Here is a 20,587-nt window from a genome sequence, read left to right on the forward strand (position 1 = left end):
CCTTGATACACTCATTCAAACATCCATAAATGTGATTATACGGAATATATGAGAAAAAATCAAACTTTTAGCAACACAAAGCCATTAAACCAGAATATAAAAGAAATTTACAACTTTTTAAGTACTAAATAACTGGTAAAAAGGGGATACAACCAATGTTAGGAAACTAATTGATCTCAAGGGATTTAGATACTATAATGATCTAAAATCTTTTTAGGAGATGCAAATGGCAGAGGCAGAAGAAAGCATGCTTACAGTAAAGCAAATAGCCAAAAAGATGACTGTTGATGAGAAAACAGTACGCAACTGGATTCTTAAGGGAGATTTGCAAGCATTCAATATTGGCGGTCGCCGCCCTGAATATAGGATCAAACCTAGCGATTTTGAAGATTTTCTGAACCGGAAGAAAATTTAACTGACAGATTTTTGACTTCAAAAATAACGTGTATGTTTGGAAAGCATAACTAATAACTTTCAATTACTTTTGAATACTGGCCCATTGCTGTAAGAATGGCTCCAAGTCGACGGGTTTGGCGAACGGAAAGAGGCAGTTCTGGCAATCGCTCAGCGAACGTCTGTCGGGGACAGGAGAGATTTTTACAGCGGAAGCGCTGAACCTGTAAAATCAGTTGTACCCTCCGACCACTAATAGGCAAGTCCTGGGGATGCCTTTGGTAATAGCTATGTACATGGCTTGCTTCCTCGTCACAGGAGGGGCAAGCTCCCGTTTCCGTTGTCGTGCAAGCGGTAATCGTCAGGATGGTTCTTGAATGATGTGCTGGATCTCAAAACCAACAAAGGCAAACTGAAGCATGTGATAAGAAAAGCCCTCGTAAAAAACAACTTGAAGGATCACAGCAGTCCTTCCATTTGTATCTACGATTATGGGTTACAAACTCAGCAAGAAAAGTGGAGAAGGCCCAAAATATTTTACACCCTCGATTAAAAGTAACTTTAGTAAATAATCATACTCACTAACGTATTACTTGATTTACCAAATTGTTTGTTAAGGAAGCCTCGCAATGTTTTCCTTGGCATTGTCAAGCCAACGTGTACATTTTCTTTCTTCGCACTTCTGGTTTATGCTTTTAATGATATCCGCATACTCAATTTCGCCTTTATCAGCTCGATTAAGCTGCAAAGGAATAGTATGAAACACATCTGAAATCACAAAACAAGTTTGATTGTCTTCCGAATGACTGGCAACTCGAATATCAATGAATGCTGCATACAGAAGTTTTAATATGTATTCTCTATCTACCATAAATATCTCCTGCCATAGATTTTCGGATCAATAGGAGAGCAAGGTGACATTTTTACTTGCTCTCCACTAATACTAAACAACTATCTGTTGCTGTCTCGATCTTACAAACATGTGGTTTTTGCTATGATTGCAAAATCCAAAACTATGATCACTCCCATGGCTCTGGTATAGACATGGGTGTATAAGGTTCATAATGTACGAGTGTATCTGGAGTGATACTACTCATAGGAGATGATGCACGATTTAAGAGCTCATACGCTCTACCGTTTCCATCTACAACTTTCTCTGTTCTTGTATTAATTTTGATGGGATCTCCATTTCTTGGATTATTTACAGACTCCAAAAGTTCTTGATCGGAAAGATTTTCTAATTCAGGCCTTCTCCCAGAGGTTGCTGAACTATGTAACGGATCGAGTTCACTAACTTTGCAGTTTGCATTATGAACAATCCATTGATTCGCACCAACTGTATAAGTATGATCTTGAGTGACAGTGAGATTATACATCACTTGACTGCCGGGTACACTCTTCCAACCGGCGACGATGCCTAATTGTCCGTTGGCTTCCACGATGGGCATGCCGAGACGAAGTTAGCCAACGAGCACAAAACCTTTGTCAGTCACAAGGAAAGGATGCTTCTTATTGGTGTGAATAGTTCCAAAATGGCAACAGCACCGAAATTGTTGTGTTTTCATTAGCTTGGCTCTTGTAATTCTATATACGGATTAGACCAGTCAGCCTGAAACTCGGCACATACATACGTTTCCTGTACATCTTCAACTTTTTCATCCCAAATAGTTGCCATATCATCATCGTATTCAAAACCATATGTGGCAATTTCCGCTCTCTTTTTTATCTCAATCATTTTCTCTTTAGAATTACGAAAACAAGCCAACGCACCAAATGTAGGTCCCATATTTCCATAGTACGTTGACGAAAAAGCACACATATAGCAGCATCTTATATATTCTCCTGGTGGCAATTGCCTCTGTAGAGCAAAAAGCATTGATCGAAATAATGCTCCAGTAGCAGTACCAATTTGAGCATTGGCCAGCCACAAATCAAGCTGATATTTAGCTGATGGACCGTTTATTTCTCTTAATTGATATGATTGCTTCATAAAAACATGTAAGCGACAATCTAAGGGTTGATTTTGCACAACAATTTGTAGTGGCATATCCCATGATAGTGTAAAAGCATCCAAACAAAAGAATGTAGCAGAAATAACATTTTCTTCACGCACTTCTTTTATAAAAAATAAAGTGAATTTATCTTGGGCTTCTTTTACTTTATTTTCTTGCTCAACAAACATACGACTAAATGTAGTACCTTGAAATGCAATATCGCGCAAAATGAATTTCAACCTCTTCCCATCGTTTTCAATGATGATGCGTTCTTCACCAGATTGATCTTTATATATGGCATTATAAAAAACTGTTGTCATTTTATAGCCCTCTTCTTGACTGACCTTTCGAGAGATAAAGATGTGTTTATCTTTATCTCTCGAAAGCAATATGCTACTCGCCGTTCATTACAATTACATACAAGGGTCTAAGGGTTTCTACAGCTGCGTTGAAGGCAGCTCGTGACATAGTGGGATCAATAGGAGTTAAGCCAACGTGAACCGCGTTCCAGTTAGGACTTGGCTTCGAAGTCCATACTGTTCCCTCAGGGGCCTTTGTGCCCGCCTCCAAAATGCCATAACCTTTGGTACCTGGTAAGTCAACGGGATCCTCAAAATGAGAGATAGAGCCAGCTTTTATTTTTCCAGCAGGGGTTAGTTCGTTATCTGCTAATTCTAACGAAAGTCCTCCATCCCCTCTAATACTTCTATAGATATCTTTTTGGAGTGTATCTGATGTGCAGATACCTTCGTTATGGACTATCCAGTGGTTGGTGCCGACGGCGTAGGTATGATCCTGGGTGACAGTGAGATTATACATCACCAGACTACCGGGCACACTCTTCCAGCCAGTGACCACACCAAGTTGACCGTTAGCCTCCACAATAGGCATCCCGAGACGCAATTGTCCGACGGGAACAAAGCCTTTTCCGGCCACGAGAAAAGGATGCTTTTTGTTGGTATGGATGGTTTCACTACTGAGGTGTTTGGCTGGTGCCTGGGTTGAGATGGTGAGATCCACCAGATCATGGTCTGTGGTGACGATGACATGTTGGATGGGTTCCAGTTCCATCTTTTTCGTCTGGGTGTTGTAGGCCCAGACCTTTTGTCCGACCTTCAAGGAGCCAATGCTCTGCGATCCTCCCTCGACAGCGACGGTGGTGGCATAGGAGAAACTGAGACCACAGGCTTCGGCCAGGTGTTCTCCTCCATCTTCTGCTAGATCAAAGGCTCCTTTGGCCATTAACTCACCGCCGCGGAGTTCTTCCCCGACGCCGAAGACCATGGAGATGTCCATGAAGGCATTCATGCCCAGGTCGCCGGCGGCAAGCGCTTTGTCCTGCCAGCTGCCGTTGCCGGAAAGGGTGTGGACATCGTTGATCATCGATGAGACGCCCAGGAACTGATCGCCTGCCCACATGATGCCCTTGCCCACATTCATGAGGCCATCGACCACTGGATTCGCTGTGGACTTGGGTTTAGACTTGGGATGTGCTTGTGCGGTGTGCGTAACCGGCGCGGCCGCATGCCGGACGGTGTGATGGGTATTGACGTAATGAGTGATGTAGGCGGAACTGGGACTGTCATACCAGGGTCGCGTGCCACCACAGCCATAGGTACAGGTGGTGCGATAGTTGCCACCACCCTAGGAATCAACGACTTGGCTCCATGTGCTGGTTTGCGATTCGGTGGTGATCGCCGTGTGGGTATTCCAGTTGACGATCGATTGCTCGCCACCGTTCCAGTCGATGCGATTGCTCGTGGGATCAGGTTGGTTTTCACCTAAAGGATGGGGGTTCAACTATTTTTTATGTTTTTCTTCTATTTCATGGAGAATACTTGGTATGTTTTTAAAATCAAGTATTTTATAGGACTCCCATTCAGGAAGAGACCATTTTTCGTCTCCTGTTTCTGGGTTATAGGAGTAATAGTGTACATTTTCTTCATTCTCTGGAGTGAGGAAGATACATTTTTTTGAAATTACACTTATGTTATGAATAAATTCCATTAGACGATTTAAACGATCATCAGTATTAATGACACTGGGATCGAAATCGAACTCTATTTTTTGCATCTCAAAAAAGTGACAATGAAGCTGCAATTGTTTTGCATCAATACGTAGTAAGACAGCATGATCCGAAGTTATATGAAAAAGCTCTTGTATATCAACATCTAAAGGATGAGGATGTTGATCTATAAAAAGGATGTTTGTAAAGTCACTTCTCCTTTGAACATAGTTTAAAATACATTCCCAATCATTTCTCTGTGTTTTAGGTATATATAAATCACGCAGTGATCCATCACGAGCAAAAGCTTTTTTGTAATTCTCTAGAGAGATTGACTTACTCATTTTTTGACTCTTTCTATATTTCCTCTTTGGGATGTAACCTTCTTCTATTTTGATAGAAGAAGGTTACGCTTCTGTAAGTTAAGATCCTGTCCTGAATCCAACAAATTCTATATTGGGATATATAGACCAACGGGCACCTCTTCCGTCTGGAAGATAGCCATCCATTACATGCCTAGCATTTTTTGAATCGTAGTTGATAGTCCACTCAGTATCAGGATGAGTCACAATATCATCAATTATATCCTGACCTGCTTGATTCCTCAATGCGGGCTTGCCAGGATCTGTCCCGAAAAGTTCACCTCCTTCTCTACTTACATGCTTTTGATATGCTCTTCCTCCTTTAGTCATTCCACCCTTATCGTCTTGCATACCAGCATCTGAGAATTCTTGAGCATCTATCCCACATCCTATATTATGAACAACCCATTGGTTGCTGCCAACGGTATAGGTGTGATCCTGGGTGATAGTCAGATTATACATGATCTGGCTGCCAGGCACACTCTTCCAGCCGGTGACCACGCCCAATTGTCCGTTAGCTTCCACGATGGCCATGCCGAGGTGGAGTTGTCCAACTGGGACAAAGCCTTTGCCAGCCACGAGAAAGGGATGCTTCTTGTTGGTGTGGATCATTTCACTGGTCAGGTGTTTGGCCGGAGCCTGGGTTGAGATGGTCAGGTCCACCAGGTCGTTGTCTTTGGTGACAATGACGTGCTGGATGGGCTCCAGTTCCATCTTCCTGGTTTGGGTGTTATAGGCCCAGACCTTTTGCCCTACTTTCAAGGAGCCAATACTTTGGGTTCCTCCCTCGACGGCCACGGTGGTGGCAAACGAGAAGCTGAGTCCACACGTCTCTGCCAGGTGTTCCCCTCCATCTTCAGCAAGGTGATCTCCTAGTTCAAAACCTCCTTTGGCCAGCAGCTCACCACCACGGAGCTCCTCACCAACGCCAAAGGCCATCGAGATGTCCATGAAGGCATTCATGCCCAGGTCGCCGGCAGCAAGCGCTTTGTCCTGCCAGCTCCCGTTGCCGGAAAGCGTGTGCACATCGTTGACCATCGATGAGATGCCCAGGAACTGATCCCCTGCCCACATGATGCCCTTGCCCACATTCATGAGACCATCGACCACTGGATTCGAGGTGGCATTCGATTTGTGTTTGGGTTGGGATGGTGTGGTGTGCGTAACCGGCGCGGCTGCATGCCGGACGGTGTGATGGGTATTGACGTAATGGGTGATGTAGGCGGAACTGGGACTGTCATACCAGGGTCGCGTGCCACCACAGCCATAGGTACAGGTAGTGCGGTAGTTGCCGCCACTCCAGGAGTCAACCACCTGGCTCCAGGTGCTGGTTTGTGATTCGGTGGTGATCGCCGTGTGGGTGTTCCAGTTAACGATCGATTGCTCGCCACCACCCCAGTCGATGCGATTGCCGCTCGGATCAGTGTTGGTTTCCGGGTTGCCAGCCACATAGGTGTAGGGGTCGGCACCCTGCATGTTGCCTTGAACGGTATCGGGAGCGGTGAACTGGCTCACCACGGGATCATAGTACCGAGCATTGTAGTAGTCCAGACCAGAGGAGTCAGCGTATTGGCCGGTAAAACCTTTAGCCGTGCCCATGGCTCCCTGGGAGTAGCGCTGGTTGCCATAGGGTCCATAGGTCTGGTTGCCCCAAGCGTCATAGCCGACCAGATACGAGGCGCTGCCATCATTTTTGGTGGCACAGGTCGTGTAAGCAGGATAGATACCAGTTAACTGATACGTATGGGTGTTATCACAGTAGAGATACTGGAGTTGCAACCCTACAGTTGAGCGAGCCTTGCCAGTACTGTCCGAGATGGGCGTAGGTAAAACCAGTGCTGTAGGCCTCTCATTCTGTTACAATAGCGTATAAAAGTTTCATAGCAAATTCTCTTTTATATGCCCGTATACGAAATACCCTTCATGAAATAATAATAAATACCAAGGACCGTTTATAGCTCCAATAGAAAGGTCGTCTTGACCAAAATAAAAAAAGTCGTCCCAATATCGTGTAAAGATTTCCCACGTTGTTTTAACTGCAATGTGCATTTCCCAGGAAAAAATCATTTCTGTCGCAGGAGGAATTTCTAGGGAAAAAAACCAAATGGGTATAGATTGTAACCCATTTTCCTTTACCGAAAACAAACGAATGTCAGAAAACTCACCATATGACTCTTCACTCCTCAATGAAGCAAAGATATATGTATAAAATTTTTTGTTAATAATAGAAAGCTTATCATCTACTTCTTTTGCCTTCCTCGCATTTAAATAGTGTATTTGAGAAAGAGTTTCTTGTGAAAGCGTACTAATATTTGAATCATTCCATCTGTACAAATATTCGAATTTGCTTAATGGGAGAAAATCATTTTTTGTGAATTTCATTCTATTCCCTACACTTTATGGTGTTGCTGATCAATCTAAAGTTGATCAGCAACACACTTCCATTTTCTAGTCGTTTAACATCGCATCTACGCCACCTTCTCCAAAGCGGAGCATCATGTTTACATAAGTTTCACTAGTACCAGGAAATTTCGCAGCCCCCCATGCTCCACCACTACTCTTTTTACCCACGCTCCAATTAAAATGTGGACCTTTGTCAGGGTCATAATCTAGCCTCCAACTTTTATTTCCTTCTCGAAGTCCATTAGGTAAACCTTTCACTCCATCTGGATCACCATGTAATCCTTTAGCAGTGTTTTCTGTTGCATTTTCTCCTAGTGGTCCATCAATATGTTCCATTGCAGCATTATAAGCAGATTTTGCATCTGGAAACTCTTCTTCTATTTCTTTATCACAAAAGCCACTGTTATGGACCACCCATTGGTTTGCACCGACGGTATACGTATGGTCCTGGGTGACAGTGAGATTATACATCACCTGATTGCCAGGAACACTTTTCCAGCCGGTGACCACACCAAGTTGTCCATTAGCTTCCACGATGGGCATTCCGAGACGGAGTTGTCCGACGGGGACAAAACCTTTGCCAGCCACAAGGAAGGGATGCTTTTTGTTAGTATGGATCGTTTCACTGCTGAGGTCTTTGGCGGGTGCCTGCGTGGAGATAGTGAGATCCACCAGATCATTGTCTTTGGTGACGATGACATGTTGGATGGGCTCCAGCTCCATCTTCTTGGTTTGAGTATTGTAGGCCCAAACCTTTCGCCCCACTTTTAAGGAGCCAATGCTTTGGGTTCCTCCCTCGACGGCCACGGTGGTGGCATAGGAGAAACTGAGTCCACACGTCTCGGCCAGGTGTTCTCCGCCTTCTTCCGCCAGTTCAAAACCTCCTTTGGCCAGCAACTCACCACCACGGAGCTCCTCACCAACGCCAAAGGCCATGGAGATGTCCATGAAGGCGTTCATTCCAAGGTCGCCGGCGGCAAGCGCTTTGTCCTGCCAGCTGCCGTTGCCGGAAAGCGTGTGGACATCGTTGACCATCGATGAGACGCCCAGGAACTGATCACCTGCCCACATGATGCCCTTGCCAACATTCATGAGACCATCGACCACTGGATTCGATGTGGCATTCGATTTGTGTTTGGGTTGGGATGGTGTGGTGTGCGTAACCGGCGCGGCTGCATGCCGGACGGTGTGATGGGTATTGACGTAATGGGTGATATAGGCGGAACTGGGACTGTCATACCAGGGTCGCGTGCCGCCACAGCCATAGGTACAGGTGGTGCGGTAGTTGCCGCCACCCCAGGAGTCAACGACCTGGCTCCAGGTACTGGTTTGTGATTCGGTGGTGATCGCCGTGTGGGTATTCCAGTTGACGATTGATTGCTCGCCACCACCCCAGTCGATGCGATTGCCGCTCGGATCAGTGTTGGTTTCCGGGTTGCCAGCCACATAGGTGTAGGGGTCGGCACCCTGCAGGTTGCCTTGAACGGTATCGGGAGTGGTGAACTGACCCACCACGGGATCATAGTACCGGGCATTGTCGTAGTCCAGGCCTGATGTATCGGCGTATTGGCCGGTAAAGCCTTTAGCCGTGCCCATGGCTCCCTGGGAGTAGCGCTGGTTGCCAGGGGCCGTAGGTCTGGTTGCCCAGCACGGTGGCAGCGTTGGCCGTATTGGTAAAGGTTTCGACCACACTGCCCAGCGAGTCGGTCAGGTAGAACTGGGTATTCGTGCCATCGGTTTTGCCCAGCAAGTGCCCACCCAGGGTATAGTAGTAGGTAGCGCCGGTGGCCGTGCCAGTGCTATTGTAGGTATGTTCTTCCAGGCCGAAGGCATAGACGGTGAGGGTGGTGCCAGCGCTGGTGGTACTGCGGCGCAGAGTGCGTTCCCCCCCATTGTCATACGCATACCATTCCTGGCTATTACTGCCAGCATTCCATTGCACCAGTTCATTCTGGACGTCATAGGACAGGGTAGCCGTGGTACCCTGATAGGTGCGACTGGTCTGGTTGCCCCAGGCATCATAACCAGCCAGATACGAAGCACTGCCATCATTCTTGGTGGCACAGGTCGTCCCAGCAGGATAGATGCCGTCAACTGATGGGGATGGTTGCTATCACAATAGAGATATTGGAGCTGTGAACCCGACCCATTGAGCGGTCCTTGCCAGAGCTGCCCGAGATGGGTATAGGCAAAACCGGTCCCATAAGCCGCTCCTTGTAAACCACTTTGGCTCTTCCGCACTTTCCGTGCTAGTTTTGCAACCTTAGTTCGTAGAATCATGAGAAGAGAAAATTTCTCGCTCGTGAATTATCAAAAGTAAGGTGCTTCTTTTTCCTATGCTTCCTTTCTCGTTATCAGGATTTGAAATTCAGCAGATCGCCCATGAAGGGACCTCTCTGACTATTACAGCCCATACCACCAGTACAACGGCCGTTTGCCCAACCTGCCAGCACATCTCGCATCGTGTGCATAGTTATTACACTCGTTCTCCCCACGATCTCCCGGTGAGTGGTCAAACAGTCCAGTTGATCTTATCTGTGCGGCGTTTTCGTTGCCAGAATCGGCAGTGTGCTCGGCAAACCTTTGCCGAACGCTTGCCGGAATTGCCCCTCTCTGCTAGACAAACGGCTCGTTTAGGCGCCATCCTGGAGAGTATTGCCGTCGTCCTCAGTGGACAGGCTGGTTCGCGCTTGGCCGAGCAATTATCCATGCCAGTGAGTGCAGATGCTCTCCTACGGCGAGCCAAAAAAGCTCGATCGACATCTCCTCTGACTCCAAGGTATGTAGGCGTCGATGATTTTGCGTTTCGACGTGGGCGGACCTATGGAACCATTCTCGTTGATTTAGAGACACACCACCCAATTGATCTGCTAGAGGATCGCAGCTCAGAAACCCTTGCAGCATGGCTTAGACTGCATCCTGGCATCGAAATCATCAGTCGAGATCGTTCGACGGAATATCTACGTGGTGCCACGGAAGGAGCTCCACAGGCCCAACAAGTCCTTGATCGTTGGCATGTCGTAAAAAACCTTCGGGAAGCCGTTGAGCGGTTTCTCAACCGGATTCAGAAACAACAGCATGCTCATCCGAATACCCATCAAGAGGTATTTCCCCGCCAAAAACGGACCAAAGGTGAACAAGAGCGTTCTGAAGGATCACGGCGTCGCCGCTTGGCCCTCTATCATCAGGTCATTGACCTACACAAACAAGGGGGAAGTATTCTGGGTATTGCTCGCCAACTCAACATCAGTCGCCAAACCGTACGGAAATTTGTGCAAGCGCCTGATTTCCCTGAATTTCAAAGAGTTCCTCGTACGAAGAGTGCTATTGATGCGTTTCGACCCTATCTGTCTAAGCGTTGGCAAGAAGGATGTCATCAGAGCAAGCAGTTATGGCAGGAATTGCAAGAACGTGGGTTTACTGGCAGTCACATGATGGTATACCGATGGGTTCAACTTCAAAAAGACGCTGGTGCTCAGCCTCTTGACCCAATCCATACTCCGGCGAGAGCACCGGTAAAAGATATGGCACCACGTCATCTGGCTTGGGTGTTTCTCCGTGACGTGAAACGCTTAGAAAAACAAGAGCTGCAGGCACTTGCTCACATCCGTCAAGAGGAGCATGCCGATATGGTCTACAGATTCACCCAGCAGTTTGTGGCGATGGTCAAAGAACGAAATGCGAGGCCGCTGGATACCTGGCTAGAAGCGTGTCAGATGAGCGGAATCAGCGAACTGGCAACCTTTGCTCAAGGATTGAACAAAGAAGTTTCAGCACTTCGAGCGGCGTTAACGCTCCCCTACAGCAATGGGCCAGTGGAGGGAAAGATCAATAAGCTGAAGTATATCAAGCGTTCCATGTATGGTCGAGGGGGCTTCCCATTATTGCGCCAACGTGTTTTGAAGTCAGCATAAACTAGCACGGAAAGTGCGGAAGAGCCACCACTTTGCGCAGTCGCCGTGCCGCAGGAGCCTCCGGTCGTGGTCGCAGGTTGCGTGCCGCTATTGCCCGCCCAGGTCAGCTGGTTGAGCTCATTGTAACAGAAGTTCTGGGTCTCACTCCCACCAGAGCCGGTTTGGCCTGGAACCGCGGCATAGGTCGAACTTTTACTACTAACGTTGCCAATGGGATCATAGCTCCGATTTTCGCTATAGACGGTTCCGGTTGATCCACTGCCAGACTGCCAGGTGGCGGTTGCTCCGGTGGCGCGCAAGTTTCCATCGTAGCCAAACTGCTCGGAGGCTAGCGCGGTTCCTGTGGTCGTCTGATAGTTGATCGCCGAGGTTAAACCATGACCTTCAAAGCTCACAGAGGCCAGGTTGGCGACACCCGTTGCATTGTTACTGAGCCCAGTCAGGGTACCGGTCGTACTGTCATAGGCCTGCGAGAAAGTAAAGCCTGGTTGACCATTGACGGTGGTCTGGGTGGTGGTCGCCTGCCCATCATCGTTATAGGCCTGGGTCTCCTTATAGGTTGGCAATGCCGTGGAGACATTCCAGCTACTGGGCACACTCAACTGCATCGTCTCCGCTGTCAGCTGACCACGCGCATCGTGCTGATACTGATACGTGGACTGTGAGGAGGTCCCATCAGGATAATAGGTCGTGGAGATATCCTGGGTCATCCGCCCCGTTGGGAAGTCTGTTGACCCGGGTGTCCCCAGTTTGCTTACCCCATAGGTGTATTGTTCTAATGGATGACTGCCGCTGCTACAGGCCCCTGATCCATCGGTCGTGGGAGCCGCATCCTGCACACACAGTACGCGCCCCAGCAGATCATAGCTACTTCCCACCGTGTGAGAACCTGAGGTGACGGTGAGAGCACGTCCACCAGCATCATAGGTATCAGTGATCGTGCCGCGATCGGGATCGTTGAGTTGGGTCAATCGTCCCATGTCATCATAGGTCGCGGTGGTGGTGACTGCCGCCGTGTCTTCACCACTCTGTGGTGTCAGATCTTTGACGATCACCGCCGTTGGCAAGCCCAGCGCATTGAACTGGGTCTCCGTTTTCCTCGTGATGTTGGCACCAGAGTTGCCTGCGACACTATAGCTCTGGACATAGCGCGTGCGGCCCAGCACATCAGTAAACGCGACGCTCATCTGCTGATTGCCGTCCACAGTCTCCGTATAGCCATAGTTCTGGCTATCACCCGAGGCCTGTCCATAGGCATAATAGGCACAACTGGTCCACGTCCCATTTTGTCCTGAACAGGTGATGCCAGGTTCAGCAGCCGAGCCAAGGGCCGGATCCTGCGTGGCCATTACTCGTCCTAGGGGATCTACCAGCGATGTGGTGCCTGTTGGTTTCACCGAGCCTCCATCGATGGTGGCGGTGTTGGGGTCTAACCACCCGGTGCCATGGGGCACACGGAACGGCACGCTGGTAAAGGTGGTATCAGCGGCATCATTATAGATGGTAAACGTTACCAGATCATTGTTGATATCCAGGGGACTCCTAGTCTCCACTGCGCGGCCCGCACTGTCATAGAACACGCGTGATACCGCGTTGGAGTACAAGTATGAGCTGGCATCTACCTCGTAACAGGGCGTCGTGCTGCTATCCGAACAGGAGGAGGCCGTCGTCGATTGCGACGTATAACTTCCTGCTAGACATCCTGAATAGTTACGTTTAAGTTGCTATTATTGTGAAGTAAAGAATATCTAGCGAAAGCTTCGATCACTCGTTGAAAAATTAAAATCTCTTTGTCTTCAAAATTCGGTTGAGGGCTCCAAAACCGTTGGGTTTTGTCGGGGAGAATTAGCCTTAAATCTATTAATGTCCAGGTATTATCATCTCCAAAGTCTTTTTCTACCACTCTCAAATAGATTTCTTTATAATCTGCAAAAGAAAAACTATTAATTGATAAATAGGCATTTATATATTCAACCCATCCTTCTGGTGTAATCACGAGAATTGGTATATCGTTATCAGATACATTAGGCAGGTCATTTATATCATGTTTCTTTCCTCTAAATACCTCCCATGAATTGGGTATGGCATTTTGATATACTTGCAAAAGGATCTTCTCTGTATTCATATTTTGTATCCTCAATTGAGAGTTTGGCGCCTCGGAGGAAATTTCCTCCGAGACTTTAAGTATACCAAAGGATTAAGAGCGACCTATATTAATGTAGCTAGGTCGGAGCGTTTCAACTGCTGCTTCATAAGCTTCTTGGGACATTTCTTCCCCAATTGGCTCTAAACCAACGTGAACTGCTTTGAAGGTTTTTGAATACTTACTAACCCACTGTAGACCCTCAGGAGCTTCAGTTCCTGCAGGTAATTTATAAAAATCTCCTTTTAATCGCTCAACCGGCTTCTCGAAATGTGAGATTCCACTGGTTACCATTCCATCCTTGACCTCCCTGCTGTTTAGAGTTAAATCAAGGCCATTTTGTCCTGCACGATATATATCATTAGCTAAGACTGTGCATGGCTCTGAGCCTTCATTATGAACAATCCACTGGTTGGTGCCCACAGCGTAAGTGTGATCCTGAGTAACCGTGAGATTATACATCACCTGGCTACCGGGTACACTCTTCCAACCGGCGACGATGCCGAGTTGGCCGTTGGCTTCTACAATGGGCATCCCCAGGCGCAGTTTCCCGACAGGGATAAAACCTTTGCCAGCAACAAGGAAGGGATGCTTTTTGTTGGTATGGATGGTTTCGCTGTTCAGCTTTTTGGCTGGGGCTTGAGTAGAGATGGTCAGGTCCACCAGATCATTGTCTGTGGTGACGATGACATGTTGGATGGGTTCCAGTTCCATCTTTTTCGTCTGGGTGTTATAGGCCCAGACCTTTTGTCCGACCTTCAAGGAGCCAATGCTCTGCGATCCTCCCTCGACGGCGACGGTGGTGGCATAGGAGAAACTGAGACCACAGGCTTCGGCCAGGTGTTCTCCACCTTCTTCCGCCAGTTCAAAACCTCCTTTGGCCAGCAACTCACCACCACGGAGCTCCTCACCAACGCCAAAGACCATCGAGATGTCCATGAAGGCGTTCATGCCCAGGTCACCAGCGGCAATCGCTTTGTCCTGCCAGCTGCCGTTGCCGGAAAGCGTGTGGACATCGTTGACCATCGATGAGACGCCCAGGAACTGATCCCCTGCCCACATGAGGCCCTTGCCAACATTCATGAGACCATCGACCACTGGATTCGATGTGGCATTCGATTTGTGCTTGGGTTGGGATGGTGTGGTGTGCGTAACCGGCGCGGCCGCATGCCGGACGGTGTGATGGGTATTGACGTAATGGGTGATATAGGCGGAACTGGGACTGTCATACCAGGGTCGCGTGCCACCACAGCCATAGGTACAGGTGGTGCGGTAGTTGCCGCCACTCCAGGAGTCAACGACCTGGCTCCAGGTGCTGGTTTGCGATTCGGTGGTGATCGCCGTGTGGGTATTCCAGTTGACGATCGATTGCTCGCCACCACCCCAGTCGATGCGATTGCCCGTGGGATCGGTGTTGGTTTCCGGGTTGCCAGCCACATAGGTGTAGGGGTCGGCACCCTGCAGGTTGCCTTGAACGGTATCGGGAGCGGTGAACTGACCTACCACGGGATCATAGTACCGAGCATTGTCGTAGTCCAGACCTGATGTGTCGGCGTATTGGCCGGTAAAACCTTTGGCGGTGCCCATGGCTCCTTGCGCGTAGCGCTGGTTGCCATAGGGGCCGTAGGTCTGGTTGCCCAACACCGCGGCGGCGTTGGCCGTATTGGTAAAGGTTTCGACCACACTGCCCAGTGAGTCGGTCAGGTAGAACTGGGTGTTTGTGCCATCAGTTTTGCCCAGTAGGTGCCCACCCAGGGTGTAGTAGTAGGTAGCGCCGGTGGGGGTGCCAGTGCTATTGTAGGTGTGCTCTTCCAGGCCGAAGGCGTACACCGTGAGGGTGGTGCCACTGCTAGCCGTACTACGGCGCAGAGTGCGTTCTCCCCATTGTCATAGGCATACCATTCCTGACTGGTGCTGCCAGCGTTCCATTGCACCAGTTCATTTTGGACGTCATAGGACAGCGTAGCCGTGGTACCCTGATAGGTGCGACTGGTCTGGTTGCCCCAGGCGTCGTAGCTGGCCAGATACGAAGCACTGCCATCATTCTTGGTCGCGCAGGTGGTGCCAGCAGGATAGATGCCCGTCAACTGATGGGGATGGTTGCTATCACAATAGAGATACTGGAGCTGTGACCCCGACCCATTGAGCGGTCCTTGCCAGAGCTGCCCGAGATGGGTATAGGCAAAACCGGTCCCATAAGCCGCTCCTTGTAAACCACTTTGCGCCGTTGCCGTGCCGCAGGAGCCTCCGGTCGTGGTCGCAGGTTGGGTGCCGCTATTGCCCGCCCAGGTCAGCTGGTTAAGCTCATTGTAACAGAAGTTCTGGGTCTCACTTCCACCAGAGCCGGTTTGGCCTGGAACGGCAGCATAGGTCGAACTTTTACTACTAACGTTTCCAATCGGATCATAGCTGCGATTTTCGCTATAGACGGTTCCGGTTGATCCACTGCCAGACTGCCAGGTGGCGGTTGCTCCGGTGGCGCGCAAGTTTCCATCGTAGCCAAACTGCTCGGAGGCTAGCGCGGTTCCTGTGGTCGTCTGATAGTTGATCGCCGAGGTTAAACCATGACCTTCGAAGCTCACAGAGGCCAGGTTGGCGACACCGGTCGCATTGTTACTGAGCCCAGTCAGGGTGCCGGTCGTACTGTCATAGGCCTGCGAGAACGTAAAGCCTGGTTGACCATTGACAGTGGTCTGGGTCGTGGTCGCCTGTCCATCATCGTTATAGGCCTGGGTCTCCTTATAGGTTGGCAATGCCGTGGAGACATTCCAGCTACTGGGCACACTCAGCTGCATCGTCTCCGCTGTCAGCTGACCACGCGCATCGTGCTGATACTGATACGTGGACTGTGAGGAGGTCCCATCAGGATAGTACGTCGTGGAGATATCCTGGGTCATCCGCCCCGTTGGGAAGTCCGTTGACCCGGGTGTCCCCAGTTTGCTTACCCCATAGGTGTATTGTTCTAATGGATGACTGCCACTGCTACAGGCCCCTGATCCATCGGTCGTTGGCGCGGCATCCTGCACACACAATACGCGTCCCAGCAGATCATAGCTACTTCCCACCGTGTGAGAACCTGAGGTGACGGTGAGAGCACGTCCACCAGCATCATAGGTGTCAGTGATCGTGCCGCGATCGGGATCGTTGAGTTGGGTCAATCGTCCCATGTCATCATAGGTCGCGGTGGTGGTGACTGCCGCCGTGTCTTCACCACTCTGTGGTGTCAGATCTTTGACGATCACCGCCGTTGGCAAGCCCAGCGCATTGAACTGGGTCTCAGTTTTCCCCGTGATGTTGGCACCAGAGTTGCCTGCGACACTATAGCTCTGGACATAGCGCGTGCGGCCCAGCACATCAGTAAACGCGACGCTCATCTGCTGATTGCCGTCCACAGTCTCCGTATAGCCATAGTTCTGGCTATCACCCGAGGCCTGTCCATAGGCATAATAGGCACAACTGGTCCACGTCCCATTTTGTCCGGAACAGGTGATGCCAGGTTCAGCGGCCGAGCCAAGGGCCGGATCCTGCGTGGCCATTACTCGCCCTAGGGGATCTACCAACGATGTGGTGCCTGCTGGTTTCACCGAGCCTCCATCGATGGTGGCGGTGTTGGGGTCTAACCACCCGGTGCCATAGGGCACGCGGAACGGCACGCTGGTAAAGGTGGTATCAGCAGCATCATTATAGATAGTGTACGTGACCAGATCATTGTTGATATCCAGGGGACTCCTGGTCTCCACGGCGCGGCCCGCACTGTCATAGAACACGCGCGATACTGCGTTGGAGTACAAGTATGAGCTGCTGTCCGCTTCGTAACAGGGCGTCGTGCTGCTATCGGAACAGGAGGAGGCCGTCGTGGACTGCGACGTATAACTCCCTGTTTCTCCTGGGGCGGCAGTGCGCTGGATCTCATTGCCATTGCCATCATAGATCAGGGCACTACTGGTCGTTTGCCCATTAATATCAGTGGTGCTGGTGGCACGACCACCACTGGTATAATCAAAGGTTAGATGCGTGTGCTGATTATAGACATTGTAGAGGTCAGTCGCCTGAGCATAATAGCTATCAAAGACGGAACAGGTGGTGTAGTGAGAGGCCGTCCAGGATGAGGACTGATAGGCAGGAGCCGTAGAAAGACTACAGCCGTTACTGCTATAGAGGCCGCTATTGGCCGAGCCAAAGGCATCCACCGAGGCCACAGCATTCCCATACTTGTCATACATCGTGTGCATTGTATAGGTCTGCCCATTGCTGTGGTTGCCGCAGTTGGTATACGTTTGGACCGTGGTTGGCAGACCGACCGATGGCGAGACACCCACCGATGATCCTTCATCATAGGTCGTATCCTGACAGGACCAGATATGGCCCGTATCATCGTCGATCTCAGAGTGACTGACCTTGCCTGTCAGGTAGTAGGTGATACCATTGGTCACGCCATCATTGATAGCATAGGATGACTTTTGGGTCACCTGCTTGATGTTGGACCCCGTCGTCAATGCCTGCGTCACATTGTGATAGTACCCGTGGCCCGTGGTGACGCCATTGACGGGATGGTAGTCATCGTAGGTATAGTTTACTTGCTTCCAGGGAGCATCGGTTCCTCCCACGCCAGCACTCTCATACTGGGTCGTCTTTGAGAAGACCGTCACAGACTCACAAGGAATATAGGACGTAGTAAAACCTGTGAGACACCCATCCTTCAGGTTCTGGCTTCCCTGCGGCAGGAACTGGCTATTGCCGCTGTATTGGGTCACCGTTCGCTGAATAAGCTGATTGTCATCTTCCGCATTGCCCCAAAAGACATCTTCCTGATACACACTGCCGGACTGATAATTCTGGCTATTGGTCTGCGGCGTCCCCCAGGCTTCAGCGGCGTAATAGGAATCAACGGTCAGATTGCCATCGGGATGGGTCGTATAGACTTTCCCGAAGCCGCGAAACTCGCCGTTATAATAATCCTGCCAATCGGTATCCGCTCCTCCACCAGGGGTTGGCGGGATGTAGGTATCATAGACACAGTCATCCTGGCCAGGTTTGTAGGGAGCAGTTCCAGCAGGCACACAGAAACGTCCGGTCCCCTGGTAATTTTGACTATAGGTCCCATAGGCGCTCAGCGCATAGGCATAGGTGGTAGTGTTGCTCCCCTGCCCCGAGTTCAGGGTCGAAATGGAGGTCACCACATAGTTGGTCCAGTTGTGATCCTCATTATTATCGTAGGGAGACTGACAGCGCTTGCTGGTATCGGAATCATTGGCATGATTGACACAATAGAGCGGATCATGCCGGTCATCGGTGATATTTCCGTTGGAGTCGGTCACATAGGGTGTCCCATGCGAGTTGCCGTAGGCCAACGCATAGGTGACATCGCCTCCAACGTGAGTCTCAGTATCAACATAATGGGTCAAATACGACCAGTTGGTTCCGGTGATATATTTGCGACCAGACCCATTGGTGGTCGTATGATCCAGATCGGAATAGTGGTTGGTTTCAGGGGTATAGGCAAATGTATACGGTTTCAGTACATTCGCGCTCCCACTGATATAAGCGGTTGGTGTAATACTGGTGAGCAGGTGTTCACCAGCAACATACTCGAGCGCCCAGGTCAAAGGATCATTTATCTGGGTAAATGGCGTGTTGGTATAACTCATACTGTAGCTATACGCAGGCTTATTTTCGGTATCGGCACCAATATAGCTGGTGAACGATTGCAGCGAGAAGAGTCCAAGCACAGTAGGAGCCTTGACCGCCCCATCCTGGTGTTCTTGCCTTCCTATTCGCCCGATCTCTCACCCATTGAGCAGGCGTTTTCCAAACTCAAGACCTGCTTACGACGCATCGGTGCTCGTACACCAGAGGCGTTGCAGGAAGCGATTGCCCGGGCGCTGGAGGAAATTACGAACCAAGACGCTCGGAGCTGGTTTACTCACTGTGGCTATCTCCCGCGTGAGGGTGAACCCATCTTTACCGAAACACAGCAGTTTGAGGCTCAATCCTTTTGATTAACGCTCTAGGTGAATACAACTACACCTACAGCGTTTTAGAAGATAGAGAACTTCCGTTTCACTTCCATAAAAGGAATAGGCAACTCCGCCATTGAATATCACCCTATCATTGAGCTTTGTGGCGAACAACCTTATTCTAAATCCCATCATTAAACCTGTGCCAGACCCTTAATTTTGGAAATTATAGATACACACAACAATGCATACAACTTTTAGGCATGATTAAGTGCATTTCATATCTCTGTTCAAAAGCCGTCTCAGGGCTTCATCTTGTCATTTGTGGCGCTTTATTTTTAACGATTCGTCTATCTTTGCATATCAGGCGTCCTAATGTGGGTAGAATTTAGGTATGAAAAAACTGTCCGGGTAGATTTCACTACGTGGACAGCTTTTCTTATTATTGGTCTCGGATATTCACTGATGATGCCTGTTTTTCCGTGCAGACCCACCGTTTCGCGACATATGTTCTAGCTCATTGCACCTGGATGCCTACGCGCTCAAGGAGGCGTCGACAGAGTTCGGCGCGATACTTGATCGGCATGCGACCCGGAGGGCCGTGTGAGTCTGAGCCAGCACTGATCAGCAAGTCGTGCTGCATTGCATACGCTAAATAGGTTTCCACTTGTTCTGGAGAGTGTGTGGGATAGTAGACTTCAATGCCATCGAGAGGGATTTCTGCACGCACTTGATCGAGCAGTTCCGGTGTGTAATTGGTAAATTCCTGAGGCTCTCGCAAACCACGGCCTGGATGCGCAATCAAGGCGATACCTCCACTCTGGTGTGCTGCCTCAACGGTCTGGCCTATATCCGCCTTCATTTCACAATATCCTGCATCGGTCAACAATGTCAAGGCGCTCGGCCAATCGGGGACCATACCCTGCTTGATCAACAATTTGCCACAGTCACCTGCCACACGCAGATCTTGAGGATGTGGAAATCGGTAGCCTCGGCTCTGTAACTCTTCATACACCCGCTCTGCGTTGTCTTTCTGGCGTTGTCGAACATCATCAGCAATGGTGCGAAGCGCCAGATCATGAGGGTCAAAACCAAAACAGAGAACATCAGCCATCTTTCCATGAAACTGGGCACTTATCTCTACAGCTGCGAGAACTGGCACCTGTTTTTGCACCCCCAGGTGTTGGATGCGTTCTACCGTATCCACGCGATCGTGATCTGTCACCGCGACCAGGCCAAAACGTTCTTGTGCGAGGTACTCAAAAATTTGCTCTGCTGACCAGCGTCCATCACTATATGTGGTATGCATTTGCAAGTCGATTGGCGTAGTAGAGGATATCTGTAATTGCAAGTAAAACTCCTTTACGACATTTCTTAAAAAGAACAGACAACAGTGAATCCGTACTGTGATATCAG

20 protein-coding genes are annotated in these 20,587 nt (G+C 49.5%); 5 read left to right on the top strand and 15 right to left on the bottom strand.

The genetic code is table 11. The features are described from left to right. The first annotated feature begins 226 nt into the window (after window positions 1-226). Window positions 227-415, top strand: a complete 189-nt coding sequence (locus tag EL645_RS06780; protein ID WP_218031772.1) for a helix-turn-helix domain-containing protein — start codon at window positions 227-229, stop codon at window positions 413-415. Between the two features lie 49 nt (window positions 416-464). Here EL645_RS06780 and EL645_RS45300 read toward each other — a convergent pair whose 3' ends face one another. The 5 genes from EL645_RS45300 to EL645_RS06805 all read right to left on the bottom strand — a co-directional run bounded on the left by EL645_RS45300 (window position 465) and on the right by EL645_RS06805 (window position 3,827). Then, window positions 465-761, bottom strand: a complete 297-nt coding sequence (locus EL645_RS45300; protein WP_126554061.1) for a transposase family protein — start codon at window positions 759-761, stop codon at window positions 465-467. 245 nt (window positions 762-1,006) lie between these two features. Then, entirely contained in the window at window positions 1,007-1,264 is a 258-nt protein-coding gene (locus EL645_RS06790; protein WP_126549316.1) for a hypothetical protein, read from the bottom strand. Between the two features lie 148 nt (window positions 1,265-1,412). Next, window positions 1,413-1,832 carry a hypothetical protein gene (locus EL645_RS06795; RefSeq protein ID WP_161977182.1) on the bottom strand — a complete coding sequence of 140 codons (420 nt, stop codon included), beginning with the start codon at window positions 1,830-1,832 and terminating at the stop codon, window positions 1,413-1,415. A gap of 125 nt (window positions 1,833-1,957) precedes the next feature. Then, window positions 1,958-2,707, bottom strand: coding sequence for a DUF6304 family protein (locus EL645_RS06800; protein ID WP_126549318.1), 750 nt, complete (start codon window positions 2,705-2,707; stop codon window positions 1,958-1,960). A gap of 73 nt (window positions 2,708-2,780) precedes the next feature. Then, window positions 2,781-3,827 carry a polymorphic toxin-type HINT domain-containing protein gene (locus EL645_RS06805; RefSeq protein ID WP_136625179.1) on the bottom strand — a complete coding sequence of 349 codons (1,047 nt, stop codon included), beginning with the start codon at window positions 3,825-3,827 and terminating at the stop codon, window positions 2,781-2,783. Window positions 3,828-3,941: 114 nt separating this feature from the next. Here EL645_RS06805 and EL645_RS06810 point away from each other — a divergent pair, with 114 nt between their 5' ends. Further along, window positions 3,942-4,172 carry a hypothetical protein gene (locus EL645_RS06810; RefSeq protein ID WP_126549320.1) on the top strand — a complete coding sequence of 77 codons (231 nt, stop codon included), beginning with the start codon at window positions 3,942-3,944 and terminating at the stop codon, window positions 4,170-4,172. Window positions 4,173-4,187: 15 nt separating this feature from the next. Here EL645_RS06810 and EL645_RS06815 read toward each other — a convergent pair whose 3' ends face one another. From EL645_RS06815 to EL645_RS06835, 5 genes are all read right to left on the bottom strand, one after another. Then, complete coding sequence (locus EL645_RS06815) at window positions 4,188-4,736, bottom strand: hypothetical protein (protein WP_126549321.1); 549 nt, start codon at window positions 4,734-4,736, stop codon at window positions 4,188-4,190. Window positions 4,737-4,814: 78 nt separating this feature from the next. Further along, window positions 4,815-6,533, bottom strand: coding sequence for an RHS repeat-associated core domain-containing protein (locus EL645_RS06820; RefSeq protein ID WP_126549322.1), 1,719 nt, complete (start codon window positions 6,531-6,533; stop codon window positions 4,815-4,817). Between the two features lie 99 nt (window positions 6,534-6,632). Then, the gene (locus EL645_RS06825) at window positions 6,633-7,136 is read right to left on the bottom strand and encodes a hypothetical protein (protein ID WP_126549323.1); all 504 of its coding nucleotides are present in this window, start codon (window positions 7,134-7,136) and stop codon (window positions 6,633-6,635) included. A gap of 66 nt (window positions 7,137-7,202) precedes the next feature. Then, window positions 7,203-8,753: an RHS repeat-associated core domain-containing protein gene (locus tag EL645_RS06830; RefSeq protein ID WP_126549324.1), complete on the bottom strand. Its 1,551-nt coding sequence runs from the start codon at window positions 8,751-8,753 to the stop codon at window positions 7,203-7,205. After that, the gene (locus EL645_RS06835) at window positions 8,740-9,099 is read right to left on the bottom strand and encodes a hypothetical protein (protein WP_126549325.1); all 360 of its coding nucleotides are present in this window, start codon (window positions 9,097-9,099) and stop codon (window positions 8,740-8,742) included. Before EL645_RS06835 ends, EL645_RS06830 begins: the two co-directional genes overlap by 14 nt. Here EL645_RS06835 and EL645_RS39130 point away from each other — a divergent pair. Next, entirely contained in the window at window positions 9,094-9,255 is a 162-nt protein-coding gene (locus EL645_RS39130) for a hypothetical protein (RefSeq protein ID WP_161977183.1), read from the top strand. The genes EL645_RS06835 and EL645_RS39130 overlap by 6 nt on opposite strands. Window positions 9,256-9,493: 238 nt before the next feature. After that, on the top strand, window positions 9,494-11,071 hold the full coding sequence (locus EL645_RS06840; RefSeq protein ID WP_126549326.1) for an ISL3 family transposase: 1,578 nt from the start codon (window positions 9,494-9,496) through the stop codon (window positions 11,069-11,071). Here the strand turns inward: EL645_RS06840 and EL645_RS06845 are convergent. The 4 genes from EL645_RS06845 to EL645_RS42445 form a co-directional block, all read right to left on the bottom strand. Beyond that, on the bottom strand, window positions 10,957-12,651 hold the full coding sequence (locus tag EL645_RS06845; RefSeq protein WP_126549327.1) for a hypothetical protein: 1,695 nt from the start codon (window positions 12,649-12,651) through the stop codon (window positions 10,957-10,959). The two genes, EL645_RS06840 and EL645_RS06845, sit on opposite strands and share 115 nt — an antisense overlap. 113 nt (window positions 12,652-12,764) lie before the next feature. Then, window positions 12,765-13,196 carry a hypothetical protein gene (locus tag EL645_RS06850; protein ID WP_126549328.1) on the bottom strand — a complete coding sequence of 144 codons (432 nt, stop codon included), beginning with the start codon at window positions 13,194-13,196 and terminating at the stop codon, window positions 12,765-12,767. 72 nt (window positions 13,197-13,268) lie between these two features. Continuing rightward, window positions 13,269-14,897, bottom strand: coding sequence for an RHS repeat-associated core domain-containing protein (locus EL645_RS06855; protein ID WP_307720570.1), 1,629 nt, complete (start codon window positions 14,895-14,897; stop codon window positions 13,269-13,271). Between the two features lie 17 nt (window positions 14,898-14,914). Next, on the bottom strand, window positions 14,915-18,943 hold the full coding sequence (locus tag EL645_RS42445) for an RHS repeat domain-containing protein (RefSeq protein WP_246035296.1): 4,029 nt from the start codon (window positions 18,941-18,943) through the stop codon (window positions 14,915-14,917). Between EL645_RS42445 and EL645_RS06860 the strand changes: the two genes are divergently transcribed. Continuing rightward, on the top strand, window positions 18,920-19,213 hold the full coding sequence (locus tag EL645_RS06860; RefSeq protein ID WP_174845293.1) for a transposase: 294 nt from the start codon (window positions 18,920-18,922) through the stop codon (window positions 19,211-19,213). The genes EL645_RS42445 and EL645_RS06860 overlap by 24 nt on opposite strands. A 475-nt stretch (window positions 19,214-19,688) precedes the next feature. On the opposite strand, the gene EL645_RS06865 is transcribed toward EL645_RS06860, so the two are convergent. After that, window positions 19,689-20,522, bottom strand: a complete 834-nt coding sequence (locus EL645_RS06865; protein WP_246035297.1) for a PHP domain-containing protein — start codon at window positions 20,520-20,522, stop codon at window positions 19,689-19,691. Window positions 20,523-20,587 lie beyond the last annotated feature (65 nt).

Source organism: Dictyobacter kobayashii (assembly GCF_003967555.1).
Lineage (GTDB): Bacteria > Chloroflexota > Ktedonobacteria > Ktedonobacterales > Ktedonobacteraceae > Dictyobacter > Dictyobacter kobayashii.